15 protein-coding genes are annotated in these 17,058 nt (G+C 49.2%); 12 read left to right on the forward strand and 3 right to left on the reverse strand.

Annotated features, from left to right (window positions below; genetic code table 11):
* The first annotated feature begins 156 nt into the window (after window positions 1–156).
* The gene (locus tag ACWI_RS05605) at window positions 157–1,920 is read left to right on the forward strand and encodes a flagellinolysin (protein ID WP_070370452.1); all 1,764 of its coding nucleotides are present in this window, start codon (window positions 157–159) and stop codon (window positions 1,918–1,920) included.
* A 177-nt stretch (window positions 1,921–2,097) separates the two neighbouring features.
* A complete protein-coding gene (locus ACWI_RS05610; RefSeq protein WP_070370453.1) occupies window positions 2,098–2,418 on the forward strand; it encodes a hypothetical protein in 321 nt (106 codons plus the stop codon).
* A gap of 85 nt (window positions 2,419–2,503) precedes the next feature.
* On the opposite strand, the gene pheA is transcribed toward ACWI_RS05610, so the two are convergent.
* Complete coding sequence (gene pheA / locus ACWI_RS05615; RefSeq protein WP_070370454.1) at window positions 2,504–3,400, reverse strand: prephenate dehydratase; 897 nt, start codon at window positions 3,398–3,400, stop codon at window positions 2,504–2,506.
* Between the two features lies 1 nt (window position 3,401).
* Entirely contained in the window at window positions 3,402–4,037 is a 636-nt protein-coding gene (locus ACWI_RS05620; RefSeq protein WP_070370455.1) for a lactate utilization protein, read from the reverse strand.
* A 121-nt stretch (window positions 4,038–4,158) separates the two neighbouring features.
* On the opposite strand from ACWI_RS05620, the gene ACWI_RS05625 reads away from it, so the two are divergent.
* The 5 genes from ACWI_RS05625 to ACWI_RS05645 all read left to right on the forward strand — a co-directional run bounded on the left by ACWI_RS05625 (window position 4,159) and on the right by ACWI_RS05645 (window position 9,274).
* Window positions 4,159–4,893: an HAD family hydrolase gene (locus tag ACWI_RS05625; RefSeq protein ID WP_070370456.1), complete on the forward strand. Its 735-nt coding sequence runs from the start codon at window positions 4,159–4,161 to the stop codon at window positions 4,891–4,893.
* A 170-nt stretch (window positions 4,894–5,063) separates the two neighbouring features.
* On the forward strand, window positions 5,064–5,336 hold the full coding sequence (locus tag ACWI_RS05630) for a Veg family protein (protein WP_026395084.1): 273 nt from the start codon (window positions 5,064–5,066) through the stop codon (window positions 5,334–5,336).
* Between the two features lie 139 nt (window positions 5,337–5,475).
* Complete coding sequence (locus ACWI_RS05635) at window positions 5,476–6,708, forward strand: arginine deiminase (RefSeq protein ID WP_070370457.1); 1,233 nt, start codon at window positions 5,476–5,478, stop codon at window positions 6,706–6,708.
* A 55-nt stretch (window positions 6,709–6,763) separates the two neighbouring features.
* A complete protein-coding gene (argF, locus tag ACWI_RS05640) occupies window positions 6,764–7,747 on the forward strand; it encodes an ornithine carbamoyltransferase (RefSeq protein ID WP_070370458.1) in 984 nt (327 codons plus the stop codon).
* A gap of 42 nt (window positions 7,748–7,789) precedes the next feature.
* Window positions 7,790–9,274: a phosphohexomutase domain-containing protein gene (locus ACWI_RS05645; protein WP_070370459.1), complete on the forward strand. Its 1,485-nt coding sequence runs from the start codon at window positions 7,790–7,792 to the stop codon at window positions 9,272–9,274.
* A 68-nt stretch (window positions 9,275–9,342) separates the two neighbouring features.
* Here the strand turns inward: ACWI_RS05645 and ACWI_RS05650 are convergent, their stop codons facing one another.
* Window positions 9,343–10,053, reverse strand: a complete 711-nt coding sequence (locus ACWI_RS05650) for a FadR/GntR family transcriptional regulator (protein ID WP_070370460.1) — start codon at window positions 10,051–10,053, stop codon at window positions 9,343–9,345.
* 460 nt (window positions 10,054–10,513) lie between these two features.
* Between ACWI_RS05650 and lctB the strand changes: the two genes are divergently transcribed.
* The 5 genes from lctB (at window position 10,514) to larA (ending at window position 17,052) form a co-directional block, all read left to right on the forward strand.
* Window positions 10,514–11,317 carry a lactate dehydrogenase subunit LctB gene (gene lctB / locus ACWI_RS05655; protein WP_070370461.1) on the forward strand — a complete coding sequence of 268 codons (804 nt, stop codon included), beginning with the start codon at window positions 10,514–10,516 and terminating at the stop codon, window positions 11,315–11,317.
* A 19-nt stretch (window positions 11,318–11,336) separates the two neighbouring features.
* Window positions 11,337–12,593, forward strand: coding sequence for a lactate dehydrogenase subunit LctC (gene lctC / locus ACWI_RS05660; RefSeq protein WP_070370462.1), 1,257 nt, complete (start codon window positions 11,337–11,339; stop codon window positions 12,591–12,593).
* Between the two features lies 1 nt (window position 12,594).
* A complete protein-coding gene (gene lctD / locus ACWI_RS05665; protein WP_070370463.1) occupies window positions 12,595–13,995 on the forward strand; it encodes a lactate dehydrogenase subunit LctD in 1,401 nt (466 codons plus the stop codon).
* An 8-nt stretch (window positions 13,996–14,003) separates the two neighbouring features.
* The gene (locus ACWI_RS05670; RefSeq protein ID WP_070370464.1) at window positions 14,004–15,545 is read left to right on the forward strand and encodes an L-lactate permease; all 1,542 of its coding nucleotides are present in this window, start codon (window positions 14,004–14,006) and stop codon (window positions 15,543–15,545) included.
* Between the two features lie 235 nt (window positions 15,546–15,780).
* Complete coding sequence (gene larA, locus ACWI_RS05675) at window positions 15,781–17,052, forward strand: nickel-dependent lactate racemase (RefSeq protein WP_070370465.1); 1,272 nt, start codon at window positions 15,781–15,783, stop codon at window positions 17,050–17,052.
* Window positions 17,053–17,058 lie beyond the last annotated feature (6 nt).

The following is a 17,058-nucleotide window of genomic DNA, read 5'->3' on the forward strand; positions in this document are numbered from 1 at the left end:
TAAAAAAGCTAATGCGTCACGCCAGTTCAGCCGATATATATTGAAATGCGAATGTTGAATAGTTGGGTTTATTAAGAAGCGTCATGTTAGCAAATTCATTTCGTGTTTTTATACTATGATTATCAGGGTGAGTCAATGGGGAAAGGAGGTGACCACATGCGAATTAACCATAATATCATGGCAATCAACAATTATCGTCAATTGACGAGTAATAATAACCAGGTCAGTAAGTCACTGGAAAAACTGTCTTCGGGGCAGAGTATCAACCGGGCCGGGGATAATGCTGCCGGACTGGCGATTTCTGAAAAAATGCGGGGCCAGATCCGGGGGCTGGATCAGGCTGGGGCCAATGCCCGGGATGCGATCTCGCTGATCCAAACCGCCGAAGGCGCCCTGAGTGAAACCCATTCGATTGTTCAGCGAATACGTGAGTTGTCGGTTCAGGCCGCCAATGACGTCAATGCCACTGCCGATCGGGAAGCGATTCAAAGCGAGATCGATCAGTTGGCTAAAGAGGTGGATCGGATTGGCAATACTACTGAATTCAATACCAAAAAACTGCTAAACCAGGGCAATGCCTCAGTAAGTGTCGCCGATCAGCAGAATCTGATTTCAAGCCTGAAAAAGTGGTGGCTCGATGAAGCCGAACAGCTGGTCTCAGCGAGCTTAGGTGGACTTCTTGCACCAGCAAATACCAACATGACCGTTGAATTTTCCAATGATCCATCAAGTACTTATGCCGCCTATGTAGAAGGAAGTTTCACCTCAAGTCCGGCAGATACTGTGGGTACGCCAGGAATAACTGGAACTGCAGGAACAAATTTGACCTTAAAAATTAATTTGGCTTATGCTCAACCCACCGATACCCAGGATGGCGGTACTTATTTCCAATATGTGGATCGAGTTATCGCTCATGAAATGACCCATGCGGTTATGATGCGAACTATGAATTTTGCTGATCTGCCCATCTGGTTTAATGAAGGGGTGGCGGAATTCATGCACGGTGCTGATGAACGACTGGAAACTAGCATTGCCTCTCTTGGTAGCATCGAAAATGTTGTTGCCAATATTGGCGATGGTTCTTATGGAGCCTGGAATGGAGATTCCAACGACTATTCGACCGCATATCTATCGGTACGCTATTTGGATGATGCAATAAAAGACGCAGGAGGAACAGGCATCAGCGAAGTAATTACGCATTTAAAAAATAATCCAACCGAGACTTTAGATGCGGCCTTGTTAGCTATGAAGACTGCACATGCTGGATTGGGTTTTAATAGCGTTGCAACTTGGGTCTCAACCTTTAAAACAACAGTTACAACGGCTAGTTTAAATGCAACAACTCGTGTTGTATTAAATATAGGTGCTGAAGCTGATACGGGTTCAATTCTTGGTGCAGATGCGGCTGGGGGAACTGCTAAAACAGCAGAAACCATCATGCCAGAAACGGCAGGGTCAGGAGCACCGGAGGTAGATCAGCCGTTGAACTTTACAGTCACCTGGCTGGATCTGGCTGATTCGGCGGCCCAGTCATTTAATATCCAGATCGGTGCCAATACCGGCCAGTCAATGGCGGTCTCGACAAGCGATATGCGGGCCGACGCCCTGGGGATTGACAACTTGAAAGTCGACAGCCACACATCTGCCAGTGCGGCCATCAGCTCCTGTGATTCAGCGATCTCAATGGTGTCTGCCGAGCGTTCCCGGTTGGGGGCCTATCAGAACCGCTTGGAACATACGATTAAGAATCTGGAGTCTGCTTCAGAAAATTTAAACGCATCAGAATCCCGGATTCGGGATGTCGATATGGCTCGGGAAATGATGGCCTTTACCAAAAATAATATTCTTTCTCAGGCAGCCCAGGCAATGTTGTCCCAGGCTAACCAGCAACCCCAGGGAGTGCTGCAGCTGTTGGCTTAAGGTGGTTTATTTAACCGGCATTGGCAAAATAAAAAAACAGGCATGGATAGCTTGGGGTTTGGCGGAATGTTACGGGTCGATGAAGCGCAAAACAAGCGCTTCTCCGCATTAAAAAAAGAAGTTAAATGAAACCGGCTGGTCTTTTGTAAGGACAGCTTTTAAAGGAGGCGTTTATCTATGGGCAGACAGTTTAAGGCCCGGTGTAACCAGTGCCAGACCGAATTTGATGTCCGGGAAGGCGGTGGCTTATATTTTGAATTGTTGCATTGTGACAGCTGTGGTAAAGAAAAGGCGATCCGTCAGGAAGAAATTCAGGAAAAAATTAATAACCAGAATCCGGCTTTATCGTATCAGGAAAAAGTCGAAGCGATTGCCGGGCCCTGTGATGGTGGTCATTATCGTTTTGCGGCCAAGGCCCGCTGTCCCAATTGTCATTCCGATGATTACAGCCCGGCAGTTGATGCCAATGGGCAGGTTCGAATGGCCTTTTATGATTAGACAGTAACAATTAAAAACCCCAGGTTTAACGACTTATTGGTGTCGTGAAAACCTGGGGTTTTGTTGCTAAGTGATTAAGCGGATCCTATTTTTCTTCATACTGGGGATAATAGCCCAGAAACTGAAAATATTCGGCCTTTTCCTGAATAATCGGCAGCAGGTTGACCAGAGTGTTTTGGGAGATATTGCCGGTGAAATCGACAAAAAACAGGTATTCCCAGTTCTCTTTTAACAGTGGCCGGGATTCGATCTTACAGAGGTTGAGTGAAAACACCGAAAAGATCCCGATGATTTCATAGAGCGCCCCGGGACGATGGGGCAGATGAAAGGCAATACTGACCCGGGTGGGGTTTTCAAACAGTTCAATCTGCCGTGAAATTATCACAAACCGGGTGACGTTGGTCTGGGAAAAGTTGATATTCTCCGCCAAAATCGATAGATTATAGATTTCCCCGGCCCGTTTGCTGGCAATGGCTGCCATGGTCGAGTCGTTCTGGCTGGCCACGTACTCGGCGGCAATGGCGGTATTGAAATAAGGAATGCATTTCCAGTCGGGATAATCCTTTAAGAATTCCTCGGATTGGGAAAAACCCTGGGGGTGGGAATAAACCTCGCTAATGCGCTCCAAACTGGCGCCCTTGGGGGCCAGTAGACAGTGCCTGGCCTTAATTTCCTGCTCGCCGACGATATAATACTGGTAGCGGGACAGCAGATCATAAACGGCTGCAATTGATCCGGTGGAGGAGTTTTCAATTGGTAGCACCCCGTAATCAATGGACCCCTGGCTGAGAGCGACAAACACATCTTCAAAGGTCTTGTAGGCAAACAGTTCACAGTCATGTTTAAAGAAAGACAGGCTGGCTTCTTCACCATAAGAACCCCGGGTACCGGCATAGGCCACCCGCGGTTCTTTTTTTAAGGTATGGGGATAGACCGCAAAGGCCTCATTTAAACAAACAATGGGATTGGCTTGATGCTGCATCTCAGTAGCCCAAGTTCTGGCCCACCAGAATCACCTTGATCCGGCCGGGAATGCGGCTGTGACGGGTAGTCACGATATTGACACACATGCAGTCATCACTATGGCAATTGGCACAGTTGCCGGTCTCATAACAGGGGGTTTTGGCGTTTAATCGGATGGCGTTGATTGGTGCCGCCACGTTCTGGGCCCGATAAATGGCGGCGTCGACATTGGCCACCACCTTGTTGATGCCAGCGATAACAATCACCTGTTCCGGGCCAAAGCACATCAGGGCCACCCGGTTGCTGAGTCCGTCGATATTAACCAGTTCACCAGACATAGTGATGGCATTGGTACCGGTTAGAAAGGTGTGGGCCAGTACGCCCTGGGCCACCACCTCTCTTTTTTCCTGGTGGGTTTTAGCCAGGCTGCGGTCAATATATTGATAGTTGCCATTTTTAATCGCATCGAGTAAGCCAATTTCCTTGATCGATTCGGAACCGCCATGGGTGACGCTGGCACCTTCTGGAATCAGTGACAGGGCCAGTTCCAGGGCCTCACTGGCAGTTTGGCAATAGTAGCCTTCAAAATTTCGTTTTTCAAGTTTTTTGATTAAAGATTTACTGAGATTTTGATAATTCTCTTCCTTATAACCCAAAATATTACCTCCAGAGATAAGAATAATCTTATTATAATCCAAAGCTGTTAAAAAAACAAAATTTATTGTTAAAATGGGGTATAATATTAAAAAACATGCAATCGCAGAAGAGGAGGACGTCATGCATAAGTATAAAGGAATTGTTTTTGATTTAGACGGTACCCTGGTCAATTCACTGGAGGATCTGATCGATTCGGTCAATGGGATTATGAAATATCATCAATTTCCCACCCATTCCTATGAAGTGGGAAAACGGTTTATTGGCAGAGGGCTTAGAAATCTGACCCGGGATGCCTTGCCGGAAAAGTATCGGGATGATGAAGCCTTTGTTGACAAGTTGACGGAGATGGTACGGTCGGAGTATTCCGCCAACTATTTAAAAAAAACCAAACCCTACCCGGGGATTACCAAACTGCTTGATTATCTTAAGGCCAATGATATCCCCTGGGCGGTTTGTACCAACAAGCCTGATCTTGAGGCCAAAACATTGGTTAAAGCCCTGCTAGGGCAGTATGATTATGTGGATGTCCGGGGCTTTACCAAAGATGCCCTGCGAAAACCCAATCCGGCGGTGTCCCTGGAGTTGGTGGCCAAAATGGGGCTGACACCCCAGCAATGTCTTTACGTCGGGGATTCCACTGTCGATTATGAAACCGCGATCAGAGCCGAAATGCTGCCGGTTTTATGTACATGGGGCTTTGAATCTTTTGAAGTTCTGACCAAGCTGGAAGATGCCATCTGGCTCCATAACCCGATGCGGATTGTCGATGCCCTGCGTTACGGTCGGGAAATGTACTCGGTATTTAATGAACACCCGGACCCCAACCCCGATGCCCAGAAGAAAAAACATCGCTAAGGCCCGGGAAAAAATTTAGCAATGAAAAAATGTAAACGTTAAACAATATGTAAACGAAAATCAAATTTACATATTGACAATAAAACCAGGTCTTGTTATAATAAAAAATTTTACTTTTGCTTTAATCTGTGGTATACTAACGTAGAGAAAACCACAGAGAGGTGAAGTTCATGCCAAAAGCTACGATTATGGACATTAGACGCGAGGTGGAAAATTATCTGGGCAGACGAGTCAAACTTGAAGCACATAAAAGCAAGAAAAAACTCTACCAAAAAGAAGGGGTAATTGAAAGCACTTATCCCAGTATTTTTACCGTCCGGGTTCAAGAAGATCAACGGAAAGAACAGAAATTATCGTTTAGTTATTCCGATCTCTTAACTCAGAGTGTGAAAATTGTATTACTAGATGAGAATGAAGCGGATGGGGCACTGTTGGTTTCATAACGACAAGATAAACGATTCACATAAAGGGAAGAACTCCGGTTCTTCTTTTTTTGTTGCGACAATCTTGCGTAATTCTAGTAGGTTTTTTAGCAAACCGATGGTATAATAACCGGGTATTGAAAATTTTGGAGATAAAAAAATGAATGATAAGAACCTGAAAATCGAATCGGAAATTGGTAAGCTCAAAAAGGTGTTGCTCCATCGGCCAGGTAAAGAACTGGAACGGATTGTCCCGGATTCGCTAAAAGAACTTTTATTTGAAGATATCCCTTGGCTTAAGCGGATGCAGGAGGAACACGATGCCTTTGCGGCTATCTTAAGAAAACGGGGGTCCGAAGTCTTCTATGTTGAGGATCTGCTAAAAGATATACTAAAAGACACCTCAGTCCGGGAAAGCATCATAGCTGAAGTGATTGATAAAAATCCCTCATCGGGCAACTATATCGATGGGTTTTTAAATGAATACCTGATGTCTCTCGACAGCAATGCTCTGGGCGATGCGTTGATTGCGGGAGTGCTGCAAAAGCAGCTTGATCATCTGGAACGGCATCTGGTCTTGACCGATTATTTAAAAGGCCCGGAACCTTATGCCTTTTATTTAAACCCGCTGCCGAATTTATATTTCATGCGCGACCCGGCGGTGACCATTCATGACGGAATGGTGATTTCGGCCATGGCCACCCGCACCCGCAAACGGGAAAGTCGCTATCTGGCAGCGATTTATGAGCATCATCCGCTGTTTAAAAACTGTGACAATAAAACCTTTTACCAGGATACCAACTTCTTTTCGGTGGAAGGCGGCGACATCCTGATTTTAAGCCCGACGGTAGTGGCGGTGGGCTGCAGTGAACGGACCGAGGTTCAGGGGGTGGAAGAACTGGCCAAAAACCTCTTTGCTGCCGAGCTTGGGATCACAAAGGTGCTGGCCGTAAAAATTCCCAGCAACCGAGCCTTTATGCATCTGGATACCGTCTTTACAATGGTGGACGTCGATAAATTCATTGTTTACCCGGGGATTCTGGAACAGGTCGAAACCGTCATTATGACGCCGGGAAAAGACGGCTATCTGCAGTATCAAAAGCAGGACAGTCTCAAAGAAGCCCTCAAAGCAGTGCTTGGTTTACCAGCCATTAACCTGATTGAAAGTGGCGGCGGCAACCCGGTGGCTGCTGCCCGGGAACAATGGAACGACAGCACCAACACCCTGGCGATTGCCCCGGGGGTGATCGTGGCCTACGCCCGAAATGAGCGCTCCAATGAGGTGCTCACCCAAAATGGCATTGAAGTGATTGGGATTGAAGCCTCTGAGCTGGTTCGTGGCCGGGGCGGCCCCCGCTGCATGACCATGCCCTTGTATCGGGACGGGTTTTGATTTCGAAAATTAATTTATAAAATAAGCTTAACAAGCGATAAACGGAGGAAACATGATGAATTTAAAAGGACGTCATTTATTGACATTAAAAGATTTTAGCCCGGCGGAGATCCAGTATCTGATTGACTACGCCGCCGAACTCAAAGCCAAGAAAAAATCAGGGGTGGTGGGCGAACTGCTTAAAGGCAAGAACATTGTGCTGATATTTGAAAAAACCTCAACCCGGACCCGTTGCGCCTTTGAAGTGGCCGCCTTTGATGAAGGGGCCAATGTCACCTTTTTGACCAATAGTCAGATGGGTAAAAAGGAATCGATTGAGGATACCGCCATCGTGCTGGGTCGTTTTTATGATGGCATTGAGTTCCGGGGCTTTGAACAAGAGACGGTTGAAATGCTGGCCAAACATTCCGGCGTCCCAGTCTGGAACGGCTTAACTGATCTGGATCACCCCACTCAGGTGCTGGCCGATATGCTGACCATTCAGGAAAATTTCGGCAGTGTTAAAGGCAAACGTCTGGTCTATGTCGGCGATGCCCGAAACAACATGGGTAACGCCCTGATGATCGGTTGTGCCAAACTGGGAATGCATTTTGTGGCGGTAGCGCCGGAATCATTATTTCCGGAAGAAGCCTTGGTCGCTGAAATGAAGACCCTTTGTGAAGAAACCGGGGGCACCATCACGCTGACCGCTGATATAAGCACCGGTGTGAAGGGCGCTGACGCCATTTATACCGATGTCTGGGTTTCCATGGGCGAAGAAGATCAGATGGCTGAGCGGATCAAACTGTTATCGCCCTACCAGGTGAACATGGAAATGATTAAGGCCACCGGCAATGATGAGGTCATCTTCCTGCATTGTTTACCGGCCTTCCATGATCAGGAAACATCGGTGGCCCGGGAAGTTAAAGAGAAGTTTGGGCTGGCTGAAATGGAAGTCACCGATGAGGTCTTCCGCAGCAAGCATTCCAAGGTTTTTGATGAGGCCGAGAATCGGATGCATACCATCAAAGCCGTCATGTGCGCCTCTTTGGTTGGCTAAAAGGCCCGATTGATACGGGTGATTGATAACCAGGAGAACAACATGGAAATTAAAGATATTAAAAAATTACAAAATGGCTCTGACGTTAGGGGGGTGGCCCTGGAGGGGATTCCCGGCGAGGCCGTTAATTTTACCCAGGACATGGCCATGAAAATAGCCTTTGCTTTTGCCACCTGGCTTGAGCAAAAGCTGGGGAAAACCCTGCTGACCTTTGCCGTTGGCCGTGACAGCCGACTGTCCGGGCCTCACATCGCCCAGGCGGTGGCATTGGGGCTGGTCAGTCGGGGACACCAGGTCTATCAATGCGGCATCAGTACCACCCCGGCGATGTTTATGACCACCCTCGATCCGGTTATCGAGGCCGATGGGGCGGTAATGGTCACCGCCAGTCATCTGCCCTTTAACCGCAACGGACTGAAGTTTTTCACCAAAGAGGGCGGCCTCAATAAAGAAGATATCACAGCCATTCTGACGCTGGCTGAGACCGTTGAAACATCGTTTACCCCCGGCGGACAGGCCCGGGATTATGATTTTCTGCCATCCTATTCCCAGAATATTTTAAACATCATCCGGGCCAAAACTGGCAGCGAGCAGCCCCTGGCAGGCGCCAAAATTGTGGTTGATGCCGGTAACGGGGCGGGCGGATTTTTTGCCAGCCAGGTGCTTAAGCCGCTGGGCGCTGACACCACTGGCAGCCAGTATCTGGAGCCTGATGGCCATTTCCCCAACCACGTGCCCAACCCCGAGGATGCCGTAGCCATTGCCCATATCACCAAAGCAGTGCTGGATAATCAGGCCGATCTGGGGATCATCTTTGATACCGATGTCGATCGGGCGGCGATTATTGATGAAAAAGGTAACGCCATCAACCGTAATGGCTTTATCGCCTTTATTGCCAGCATGCTTTTATCCGACTATCCCGGCTCGACAATTGTTACCGATTCGATTACCTCCACCGGGCTAACGGCCTTTATTGAAAGCCATGGTGGCCACCATCATCGCTTTAAGCGGGGCTATAAAAACGTCATTAATGAAGCCATCCGCTTAAATAACGAGGGGATCGAAACCCATCTGGCAATGGAAACCAGTGGCCACGGGGCTATTAAAGAAAACTATTTTCTTGATGACGGGGCCTATCTGGTGACCATGGCGCTGATCAAGTTTGCCCAGTTGTTTAAGGCTGGCCAACCAATCAGTTCGTTTCTGGCCGGTTTAAAAGAACCGGTGGAAGCTAAGGAAATCCGCTTAAAAATTATGACGGGTGAATTTAAAGCCTATGGCGAAAACGTGTTGACGGAGTTTGCCGCCTTCGCTGCCAGCCAACCCGGCTGGACGGTGGTCGATCCCAACTATGAAGGGGTCCGGGTCAGCTGTGACGAGGCCGCCGGAAACGGCTGGTGCCTGCTGCGGATGTCCCTCCATGACCCGATTATGCCACTGAACATCGAATCTGATACAGTGGGTGGTTGCGCGGTCATTGAAACGGTCCTGCGCGACTTTCTGCACAAATTTGAAGCATTGGTATAGTCAAAAAAACGATAAAAAAAGCCGGATGGCAAACCCCATCCGGCTTTTTTTTCGTTTAAACCATTAAATCAGTGTTCATCAATTTCCAGCCCGGCCACAAAGCCGTCAATCAGATCCATATGCTGGGACATGGCAAAGGCGGCGTTTAAGGGCTCCTTTGCTTTCAGGGCGTTTAAGATATGGCGGTGCTGGGTGTCAATCACCGGTCCCCGGTCGGGATCATCGAGAATGGCAATCCGGATATCCTTGATCAGGGCTTCAATCAGGGTTGCCGAGGACTGCAGAACATTGCGGATCATCCGGTTTTCCGAAGCCAGGGCGATTTCGTAGTGGAAGCGCTTGTCCAGTTCGGCCCGAACCGTTTCGTCGGTTTCGGTTTCGATGGCATCACAAATTTTTTCCAGACTGGCAAACCGTTCCGGTGTCATTTTTTTCGCCGCCAGCTTGGCCGCCTCCGTTTCCAGGGCCCGCCGCAGCTCTTGCACTTCGCTGAGTTGACCGTTGCTGAGCCAGAACATAATCGTCAGCGGCTGGGTCAGGGTATCTTCAAAATTTTCGGCAATAAAATTGCCTTCACCCTGCTGACAGACCACCAGACCGATCATCTCAAGGGCCCGGATCGCCTCCCGGATCGTCGCCCGGGATACCCCCAGCTGCTCCGCCCATTGCCGTTCCGAGGGCAGGCGGTCGCCGCTTTTTAAATTTCCCCGGATAATATTTTCTTTAATCTGCTCGAGGATCTGCAAATAGATTTTCGTATGGGCTATTTCTTTAAACATCTCAAAGTCACTTCATTTCATTCGATTTTTTATAAACATCATAATACACCATTTTACCACAGTCGCTTTTAAAATTCAAAAAGATCAAGAGTTGGTAAATAAATATTTCCTGAAAACGTTATTTTATTACTTGACAAAGATTTACGAAAGACATATAATGGCAACAGGTTAGTGGTCTGACCACCAGACCAATAGTAGAATTTTATCAGAATTTTGTCAAGTGGTTTATGAATGGGTTTAAGAGGGTTTAACAGTTTTTGTCAACGGAAAATTCGGTTGACGGCGAAATTTGTCCACCAGGAGTGAAGTCCTTGCTGTCTGTGCCAAAACGGACAGCAAAAGAAATTTCGCAGCGGTCTTCACTTAAACAATGATTAGTAGAATCAGGCGTTTGTCAAACTGGGCCCAAAGCTCACGGCAGCTCGCAATAATCAAAAAATTTATTTTATGGAGGGTGAGTATGAAAATACTGGTATGTATCAAGCAGGTTCCCGGCACGTCCAACGTCGAAGTGGATCCGGAAACAGGGGTTTTGATTCGGGATGGGGTTGAATCGAAGCTCAATCCCTATGATTTATATGGTCTGGAAACGGCATTCCGTTTAAAAGAAGAGTTGGGCGGCACCATTACGACCTTGTCGATGGGGCCGATGCAAAGTAAAGAGGTGCTACTCGAATCCTTCTATATGGGCGCCGACTCTGGCTGTTTATTATCAGACCGAAAATTTGGCGGTGCCGATGTCGTTGCCACCAGCTATACCCTGGCTCAGGGCGCCAAAAAACTGGGCGACTTTGATCTGATCATCTGCGGCAAGCAGACCACTGATGGCGACACTGCCCAGGTCGGTCCGGAAATGGCCGAATTTTTGGGGATTCCCCACGTCACCAACGTCATTAAAATTCTGGTGGCCGATGAAGCGGGCCTGACTCTGCAAATGAATATGGAAGAATCCTTAGAAATCCAACGGGTCCCATACCCCTGTCTGATCACGGTTGATAAGGACATTTACACCCCCCGGTTGCCATCTTATAAACGAAAACTGGAAATTTCCGAAAATCCCGAAATTACCGTTTTGACCCTGAAGGATATGTACGACACCGATGCCAAAAAATATGGTCTCAGCGGGTCGCCGACCCAGGTGGAGCGGATCTTCCCACCGGAAAGTAATGTTGAAAAAGTAAGCTTTGAGGGCGATGGAACCGTGCTGGCCCAGGCACTTCATGGCATTTTGACTGAAAAAAAATATCTGAGTAAAGATAATTAGGCAGGAAAGGAATAAAATCATGGCAGGAATTAAAATAATTACCGAAAACGTCGATCAGAAAACCTTTGAGGCACTGGCAGAGATTTGCCCCTTTGATGCCTTTTCATATGTAAACGCTCGTCTGGAAGTCACCGCCGCCTGTAAAATGTGCAAGATGTGTTTAAAAAACGGCCCCGCCGGGGTGCTTGAACTCGAAGAAGACGAAAAAATCAGTATCGACAAAAGCCTCTACAAGGGTATTACCGTCTATGTCGATCACATTGAAGGAGTGATTCATCCGGTTACCTTTGAACTGATTGGCAAGGCCCGGGAACTGGCCGCCGTCATCGGTCATCCGGTTTACGCCCTGTTTATGGGCACCAACATCACGGCCGAAGCCAGTGAGTTGCTTAGCTACGGGGTTGATAAAGTCTTTGTCTATGATCAGCCGGAGCTAAAGCATTTTGTGATTGAGCCCTATGCCAACGTCCTGGAAGACTTTATCGAAAAGGTTAAACCGTCTTCGATTTTAGTGGGTGCTACCAACGTCGGCCGGTCGCTGGCCCCCCGGGTGGCTGCCCGTTACCGCACTGGCCTGACCGCCGACTGCACCATTCTGGAAATGAAAGACAATACCGATCTGGTTCAGATCCGGCCAGCCTTCGGCGGCAATATCATGGCCCAGATTGTTACTGAAAACACCCGTCCTCAGTTTTGTACCGTCCGTTATAAAGTCTTCTCGGCTCCGGAACGGGTCGCCAATCCCTGGGGCAGCGTGGAAGTGATGGAAATTGGCAAAGACAAGCTGGTATCCGCCATTTCGGTGCTGGAAGTCATTAAAAAAGAAAAAGGGATTGACCTGTCGGAAGCTGAAACCATTGTGGCCGTTGGCCGGGGCGTGAAATGCGAAAAGGATTTGGAGATGATCCAAGAGTTTGCTGAAAAAATCGGCGCCACCGTGGCCTGTACCCGGCCTGGTATCGAAGCTGGCTGGTTTGATGCCCGCCTGCAGATTGGCCTCAGCGGCCGAACCGTTAAACCGAAACTGATCATCGCACTGGGGATTTCCGGGGCCGTTCAGTTTGCCGCCGGGATGCAGAATTCAGAATATATCATTGCCGTGAACAATGATCCTAAAGCACCGATCTTTAACATTGCCCATTGCGGCATGGTCGGCGATCTCTATGAGGTCATTCCGGAACTGTTAAAAATGATTGCCGATCCGGAAAGTGCTGCCGCCGGGAAAACCGTGGCAATGCCGGAAGCCATGGAAACACCAGAAAGGATGGTTGGCTAAGATGAATTACAAAAAAGTGGAAACAAACGATATCGATTTTTTAAAGGCCCTGATTCCCGCCGAACGGATTTTTGTTGGCGATCAGATTGGTGAAGATTTTAGTCATGATGAGCTGGGTAGCATTCATTCCTATCCGGAAGTGCTGATCAAAGTCACCACCACCGAAGAAGTTTCTAAAATCATGAAATATTCCTATGATCATAATATCCCAGTCGTCGTCCGGGGGTCCGGTACCGGCCTGGTGGGGGCCTGTGTGCCACTGTTTGGCGGGATCATGTTAGAAACCACGCTGATGAATAACATTCTTGAGCTGGACTCAGAAAACCTGACCGTTACCGTGGAACCCGGCGTCCTCTTAATGGAACTGTCGAAATTTGTGGAAGAGCACGATCTTTTTTACCCCCCCGATCCCGGTGAAAAATCGGCGACCATTGCCGGTAATATCAGCACCAACGCCGGTGGTATGCGGGCTGTCAAATACGGTGTCACCCGGGACTATGTCCGGGGTCTAACGGTGGTTCTGTCAAACGGTGAAATCATCGAGTTGGGCGGAAAAATCGTTAAAAACAGCTCCGGTTACAGCTTAAAAGATCTGGTCGTCGGCTCCGAAGGAACCCTTTGTGTGATCACCAAGGCGATCTTAAAACTGCTGCCGCTGCCCAAGATGACCTTAAGCCTCTTGATTCCCTTTGATAATATCAGCGATGCCGCCGGAATTGTGCCCAAGATCATCAAATCCAAGGCGATCCCCACAGCCATCGAATTTATGGAACGCCAGACGATTCTCTTTGCTGAAGATTTCCTCGGTAAAAAATTCCCCGATTCTTCCAGCAATGCCTACATCCTCTTGACCTTTGATGGCAACTCCAGGGAACAGGTGGAAGCCGAATACGAAGTGGTGGCAAACCTTTGTCTGGCCGAAGGCGCCAAAGATGTCTATATTGTTGATACCGCCGAGCGGAAAGAATCGGTCTGGTCAGCCCGGGGCGCCTTTTTGGAAGCGATTAAAGCCTCGACCACCGAAATGGATGAGTGCGACGTGGTGGTACCGCGAAATCGGATTGCCGAGTTTATTGAGTTTACCCATGAACTGGCTGCCGAAATGAATGTTCGGATTCCCAGCTTTGGGCATGCCGGTGACGGCAACCTGCATATCTATGTCTGTCGGGACCAGCTTGACCAACAGGCATGGGAAGCCAAGCTTAACGAAGCGATGGACCGGATGTATGCCAAGGCCCTGACTTTTAACGGACTGGTTTCCGGCGAACACGGCATCGGCTATGCCAAACGACAATATCTGCTCAACGATTTTGGCACAGAACATCTGGCCCTGATGGCTGGCATTAAACAAACCTTTGATCCGAAAAACCTTTTAAATCCTAAAAAAGTCTGTCAGATGTAGGAGGGCATATGGATAACCTGTTACTCTTCTTTATCGCCCTGATCCCGGTGATCTGGCTGATTGTCTCGCTGGGGGTCTTAAAGATCCCCGGCCAGAAGGCCTGTCCGATTGCCCTGGCGATGACCATTGGACTCAGTATTCTGGTCTGGCAGATGCCGGTACTCGATAGCCTGACGGCTGCCCTGGAAGGGGCGGCGATGGCGATCTGGCCGATCTTCCTGGTCATTATTGCGGCCGTTTTTACCTATAACCTGGTGACCCACACCGGCGGCATGGAAACCATTAAAAAAATGATGAGCTCGGTCTCCACCGATCAGCGGATTCTGGTTTTAATTCTGGCCTGGGGTTTTGGTGGTTTTCTGGAAGCCATTGCCGGTTTTGGTACCGCCGTGGCGATTCCCGCCAGCATTCTGGCGGCCCTGGGCTTTAACCCGGTCTTTGCCGCCATCATCTGTCTGATTGCCAACACCACTCCGACGGCGTTCGGGGCCATCGGCTTGCCTGTCAGCACCCTGGCATCAGTTACTGGCCTCAATGTAAACGATTTGTCCTTTACCATTGCCATCCAGTTGTTTGTGATGATTGTAATTATTCCGTTCATCCTGGTCAGCATTACCGGCAAAAGTGTCAAAGCCATAAAAGGGGTCTTCCTGATTACCCTGATGGCTGGTTTATCCTTCGGCTTACCGCAGATTTTTGTCGCTAAGTATTTAGGCGCCGAACTGCCAGCGATTGTCGGCTCGGTCATCTGTATGGCGGTGGTGATTACCATGGCCAAGGTCTTTTATAAGGATACCGCTGCTAAAAATATCGAAAAGATTCCGCTCAAGACCGCCGTTATGGCCTGGCTTCCCTTTATTCTGGTCTTTGCCATTATTATTCTCTGTTCGTCGCTGTTCCCGGCCATCAACGGGCTGCTTAAACAAGTCAGCACCACGGTGCAGATTTACACCGGCCCCCACGGCAAGCCGATGACCTTCTATTGGCTGGCCACCCCGGGAACCCTGATTATCATCGCCACCTATCTGGGCGGCCTGATTCAAGGCGTCAAGTTCGGGACGATTTCCACGATCCTTGGCAAAACCGTCAAGCAGATGTTTAAATCGGCGATTACGATCATGTCGATTGTGGCGCTGGCCAAGGTGATGGGTTACAGCGGCATGATTGGCGTCATTGCCCAGATTCTGGTGCTGGTCACCGGCGATTTCTACCCCCTGATTGCGCCGCTGATCGGGGCCCTGGGGACCTTTGTTACCGGCAGTGACACATCCGCCAACGTCCTCTTTGGCGGGCTTCAGGTCGAGGCCGCCAACGCCATCGGCATGAGTCCCTACTGGCTGGCCGCCGCCAACACCGCTGGTGCCACCGCCGGCAAGATGATCTCACCCCAGAGTATTGCCGTGGCCACCGCCGCCACCGGGATTATTGGCAGCGAGGGCAAGATTCTCCAGGCCACGATGAAGGTTTGCGCCGTCTATGTCATCATCATCGGACTGGTGGTCTATTTCGGAGCACCGCTGATTGTCGGGCTGTTGAGCACCTTTGGATAATTCGTATGTCAAATGAAAAAAGTAACGTATCAGTTGAATGAAATATTGCAATGTAGGGGCGATCCGTGATCGCCCGTCACTGCTCAAATGCCATATGAATCGATGAAGTACTTAAACTCAACTGATATCAAATAAAAGAAAAATTAAATAAAGAGAAGTCATCTTTGAAAGTTAAGACATTAGCAGAAATTAGAATTCTGTTAATGTCTTTCGTCTAATCAGAAAGGATACGTTTATGGAAATCAAAATACCTTATGGAAAAGAAAAACAAGCGTTGGTGCTTGATGAGGCGTGCCTAAATGGCGTGTTGCTCTCGCAGATTGAAGACTATCATCCCGAGCAAACTGAGAGCGAGTTGGTGGCAGCAGCGATTGCTAACCCCGAGGGCTCAGAGCCGCTTTGTCAGCTGGCCGTGGGCAAACAAAAGATCGTGATTATTGCCAGTGACCATACCCGGCCGGTGCCCAGTAAAATTATTATGCCGCTGATGCTAAAAGAAATCCGCCGGGGCAATCCCGATGCGGAGATCACCATCTTGATTGCCACCGGTTTTCACCGTCTGACCACCCGGGAGGAACTGGTCGGCAAATTTGGCGAAACCATTGTTGATAGCGAAAAAATCGTCGTCCATGATTCCGGCGATGACGGCAGCCTGGTGGAAATCGGCACCCTGCCCTCCGGCGGGGCGCTGATCATCAACAAGTTAGCAGCGGAGGCTGATCTGCTGGTTTCGGAAGGCTTTATTGAGCCCCATTTCTTTGCCGGTTTTTCCGGCGGCCGGAAGAGCGTGCTGCCGGGTATTGCCAGCCGCATCAGTGTGCTGGCCAATCATTGCGGTGAATTCATTGCCCATCCTAAGGCCCGGACCGGGGTGATTGAGGGAAATCCCCTCCATATCGATATGCTCTACGCCGCCCGCACCGCCAAGCTGGCCTTTGTGGTCAATGTCGTGATCAATTCTGAAAAAGAGGTGATCTATGCCGTCGCCGGGGATTGCGATGCCGCCCACATCAAGGGCCGGACCTTTCTCGAAAAACTCTGCAAGGTCAAGGCCACCCCCAGCGATATCGTCATCACCAGCAACGGCGGCTACCCGCTGGATCAGAACATTTATCAGGCCGTCAAAGGGATGACCGCTGCTGAAGCCGCCGTCAAGCCCGGCGGGGTGATTATCATGCTGGCCAAGTCAGGCGATGGCCACGGCGGGGCCGCCTTTTTTAACACCTTCCGGGATGAGAAAAATCTGGAAAAAATGCTGGCCGGTTTTGTCAGCACCCCCCGCAACGAAACCATCCCCGATCAGTGGGAAGCTCAGATCCTGGCCCGGATTCTTTTAAAAGCCAAGGTCATTTATATCTCGGCTGCCCCGGATGAGATGATTAAAGAATTCCAGATGACCCCGGCCAAGGATGTCAATGCGGCGCTGGCAATGGCAAGAGCGTATCTGAACAATGAAGCCGCCACCGTCACGGTGATCCCCGATGGGGTGGCGGTGATTGTGGAGTAAAAAAAC

The sequence above is a fragment of the Acetobacterium wieringae genome (genome assembly GCF_001766835.1).
GTDB lineage: Bacteria > Bacillota > Clostridia > Eubacteriales > Eubacteriaceae > Acetobacterium > Acetobacterium wieringae.

What these genes read in the sequence shown, in the direction of transcription:
- ACWI_RS05625 (WP_070370456.1), top strand. Translation starts at nt 4,159, where the DNA reads ATGCATAAGTATAAAGGAATTGTTTTTGATTTAGACGGTACCCTGGTC.
- lctB (WP_070370461.1), top strand. Translation starts at nt 10,514, where the DNA reads ATGAAAATACTGGTATGTATCAAGCAGGTTCCCGGCACGTCCAACGTC.
- pheA (WP_070370454.1), bottom strand. Translation starts at nt 3,400, where the DNA reads ATGCAGCATCAAGCCAATCCCATTGTTTGTTTAAATGAGGCCTTTGCG.
- ACWI_RS05645 (WP_070370459.1), top strand. Translation starts at nt 7,790, where the DNA reads ATGGAAATTAAAGATATTAAAAAATTACAAAATGGCTCTGACGTTAGG.
- ACWI_RS05650 (WP_070370460.1), bottom strand. Translation starts at nt 10,053, where the DNA reads ATGTTTAAAGAAATAGCCCATACGAAAATCTATTTGCAGATCCTCGAG.
- ACWI_RS05605 (WP_070370452.1), top strand. Translation starts at nt 157, where the DNA reads ATGCGAATTAACCATAATATCATGGCAATCAACAATTATCGTCAATTG.
- larA (WP_070370465.1), top strand. Translation starts at nt 15,781, where the DNA reads ATGGAAATCAAAATACCTTATGGAAAAGAAAAACAAGCGTTGGTGCTT.
- lctC (WP_070370462.1), top strand. Translation starts at nt 11,337, where the DNA reads ATGGCAGGAATTAAAATAATTACCGAAAACGTCGATCAGAAAACCTTT.
- lctD (WP_070370463.1), top strand. Translation starts at nt 12,595, where the DNA reads ATGAATTACAAAAAAGTGGAAACAAACGATATCGATTTTTTAAAGGCC.
- argF (WP_070370458.1), top strand. Translation starts at nt 6,764, where the DNA reads ATGAATTTAAAAGGACGTCATTTATTGACATTAAAAGATTTTAGCCCG.
- ACWI_RS05670 (WP_070370464.1), top strand. Translation starts at nt 14,004, where the DNA reads ATGGATAACCTGTTACTCTTCTTTATCGCCCTGATCCCGGTGATCTGG.
- ACWI_RS05610 (WP_070370453.1), top strand. Translation starts at nt 2,098, where the DNA reads ATGGGCAGACAGTTTAAGGCCCGGTGTAACCAGTGCCAGACCGAATTT.
- ACWI_RS05630 (WP_026395084.1), top strand. Translation starts at nt 5,064, where the DNA reads ATGCCAAAAGCTACGATTATGGACATTAGACGCGAGGTGGAAAATTAT.
- ACWI_RS05635 (WP_070370457.1), top strand. Translation starts at nt 5,476, where the DNA reads ATGAATGATAAGAACCTGAAAATCGAATCGGAAATTGGTAAGCTCAAA.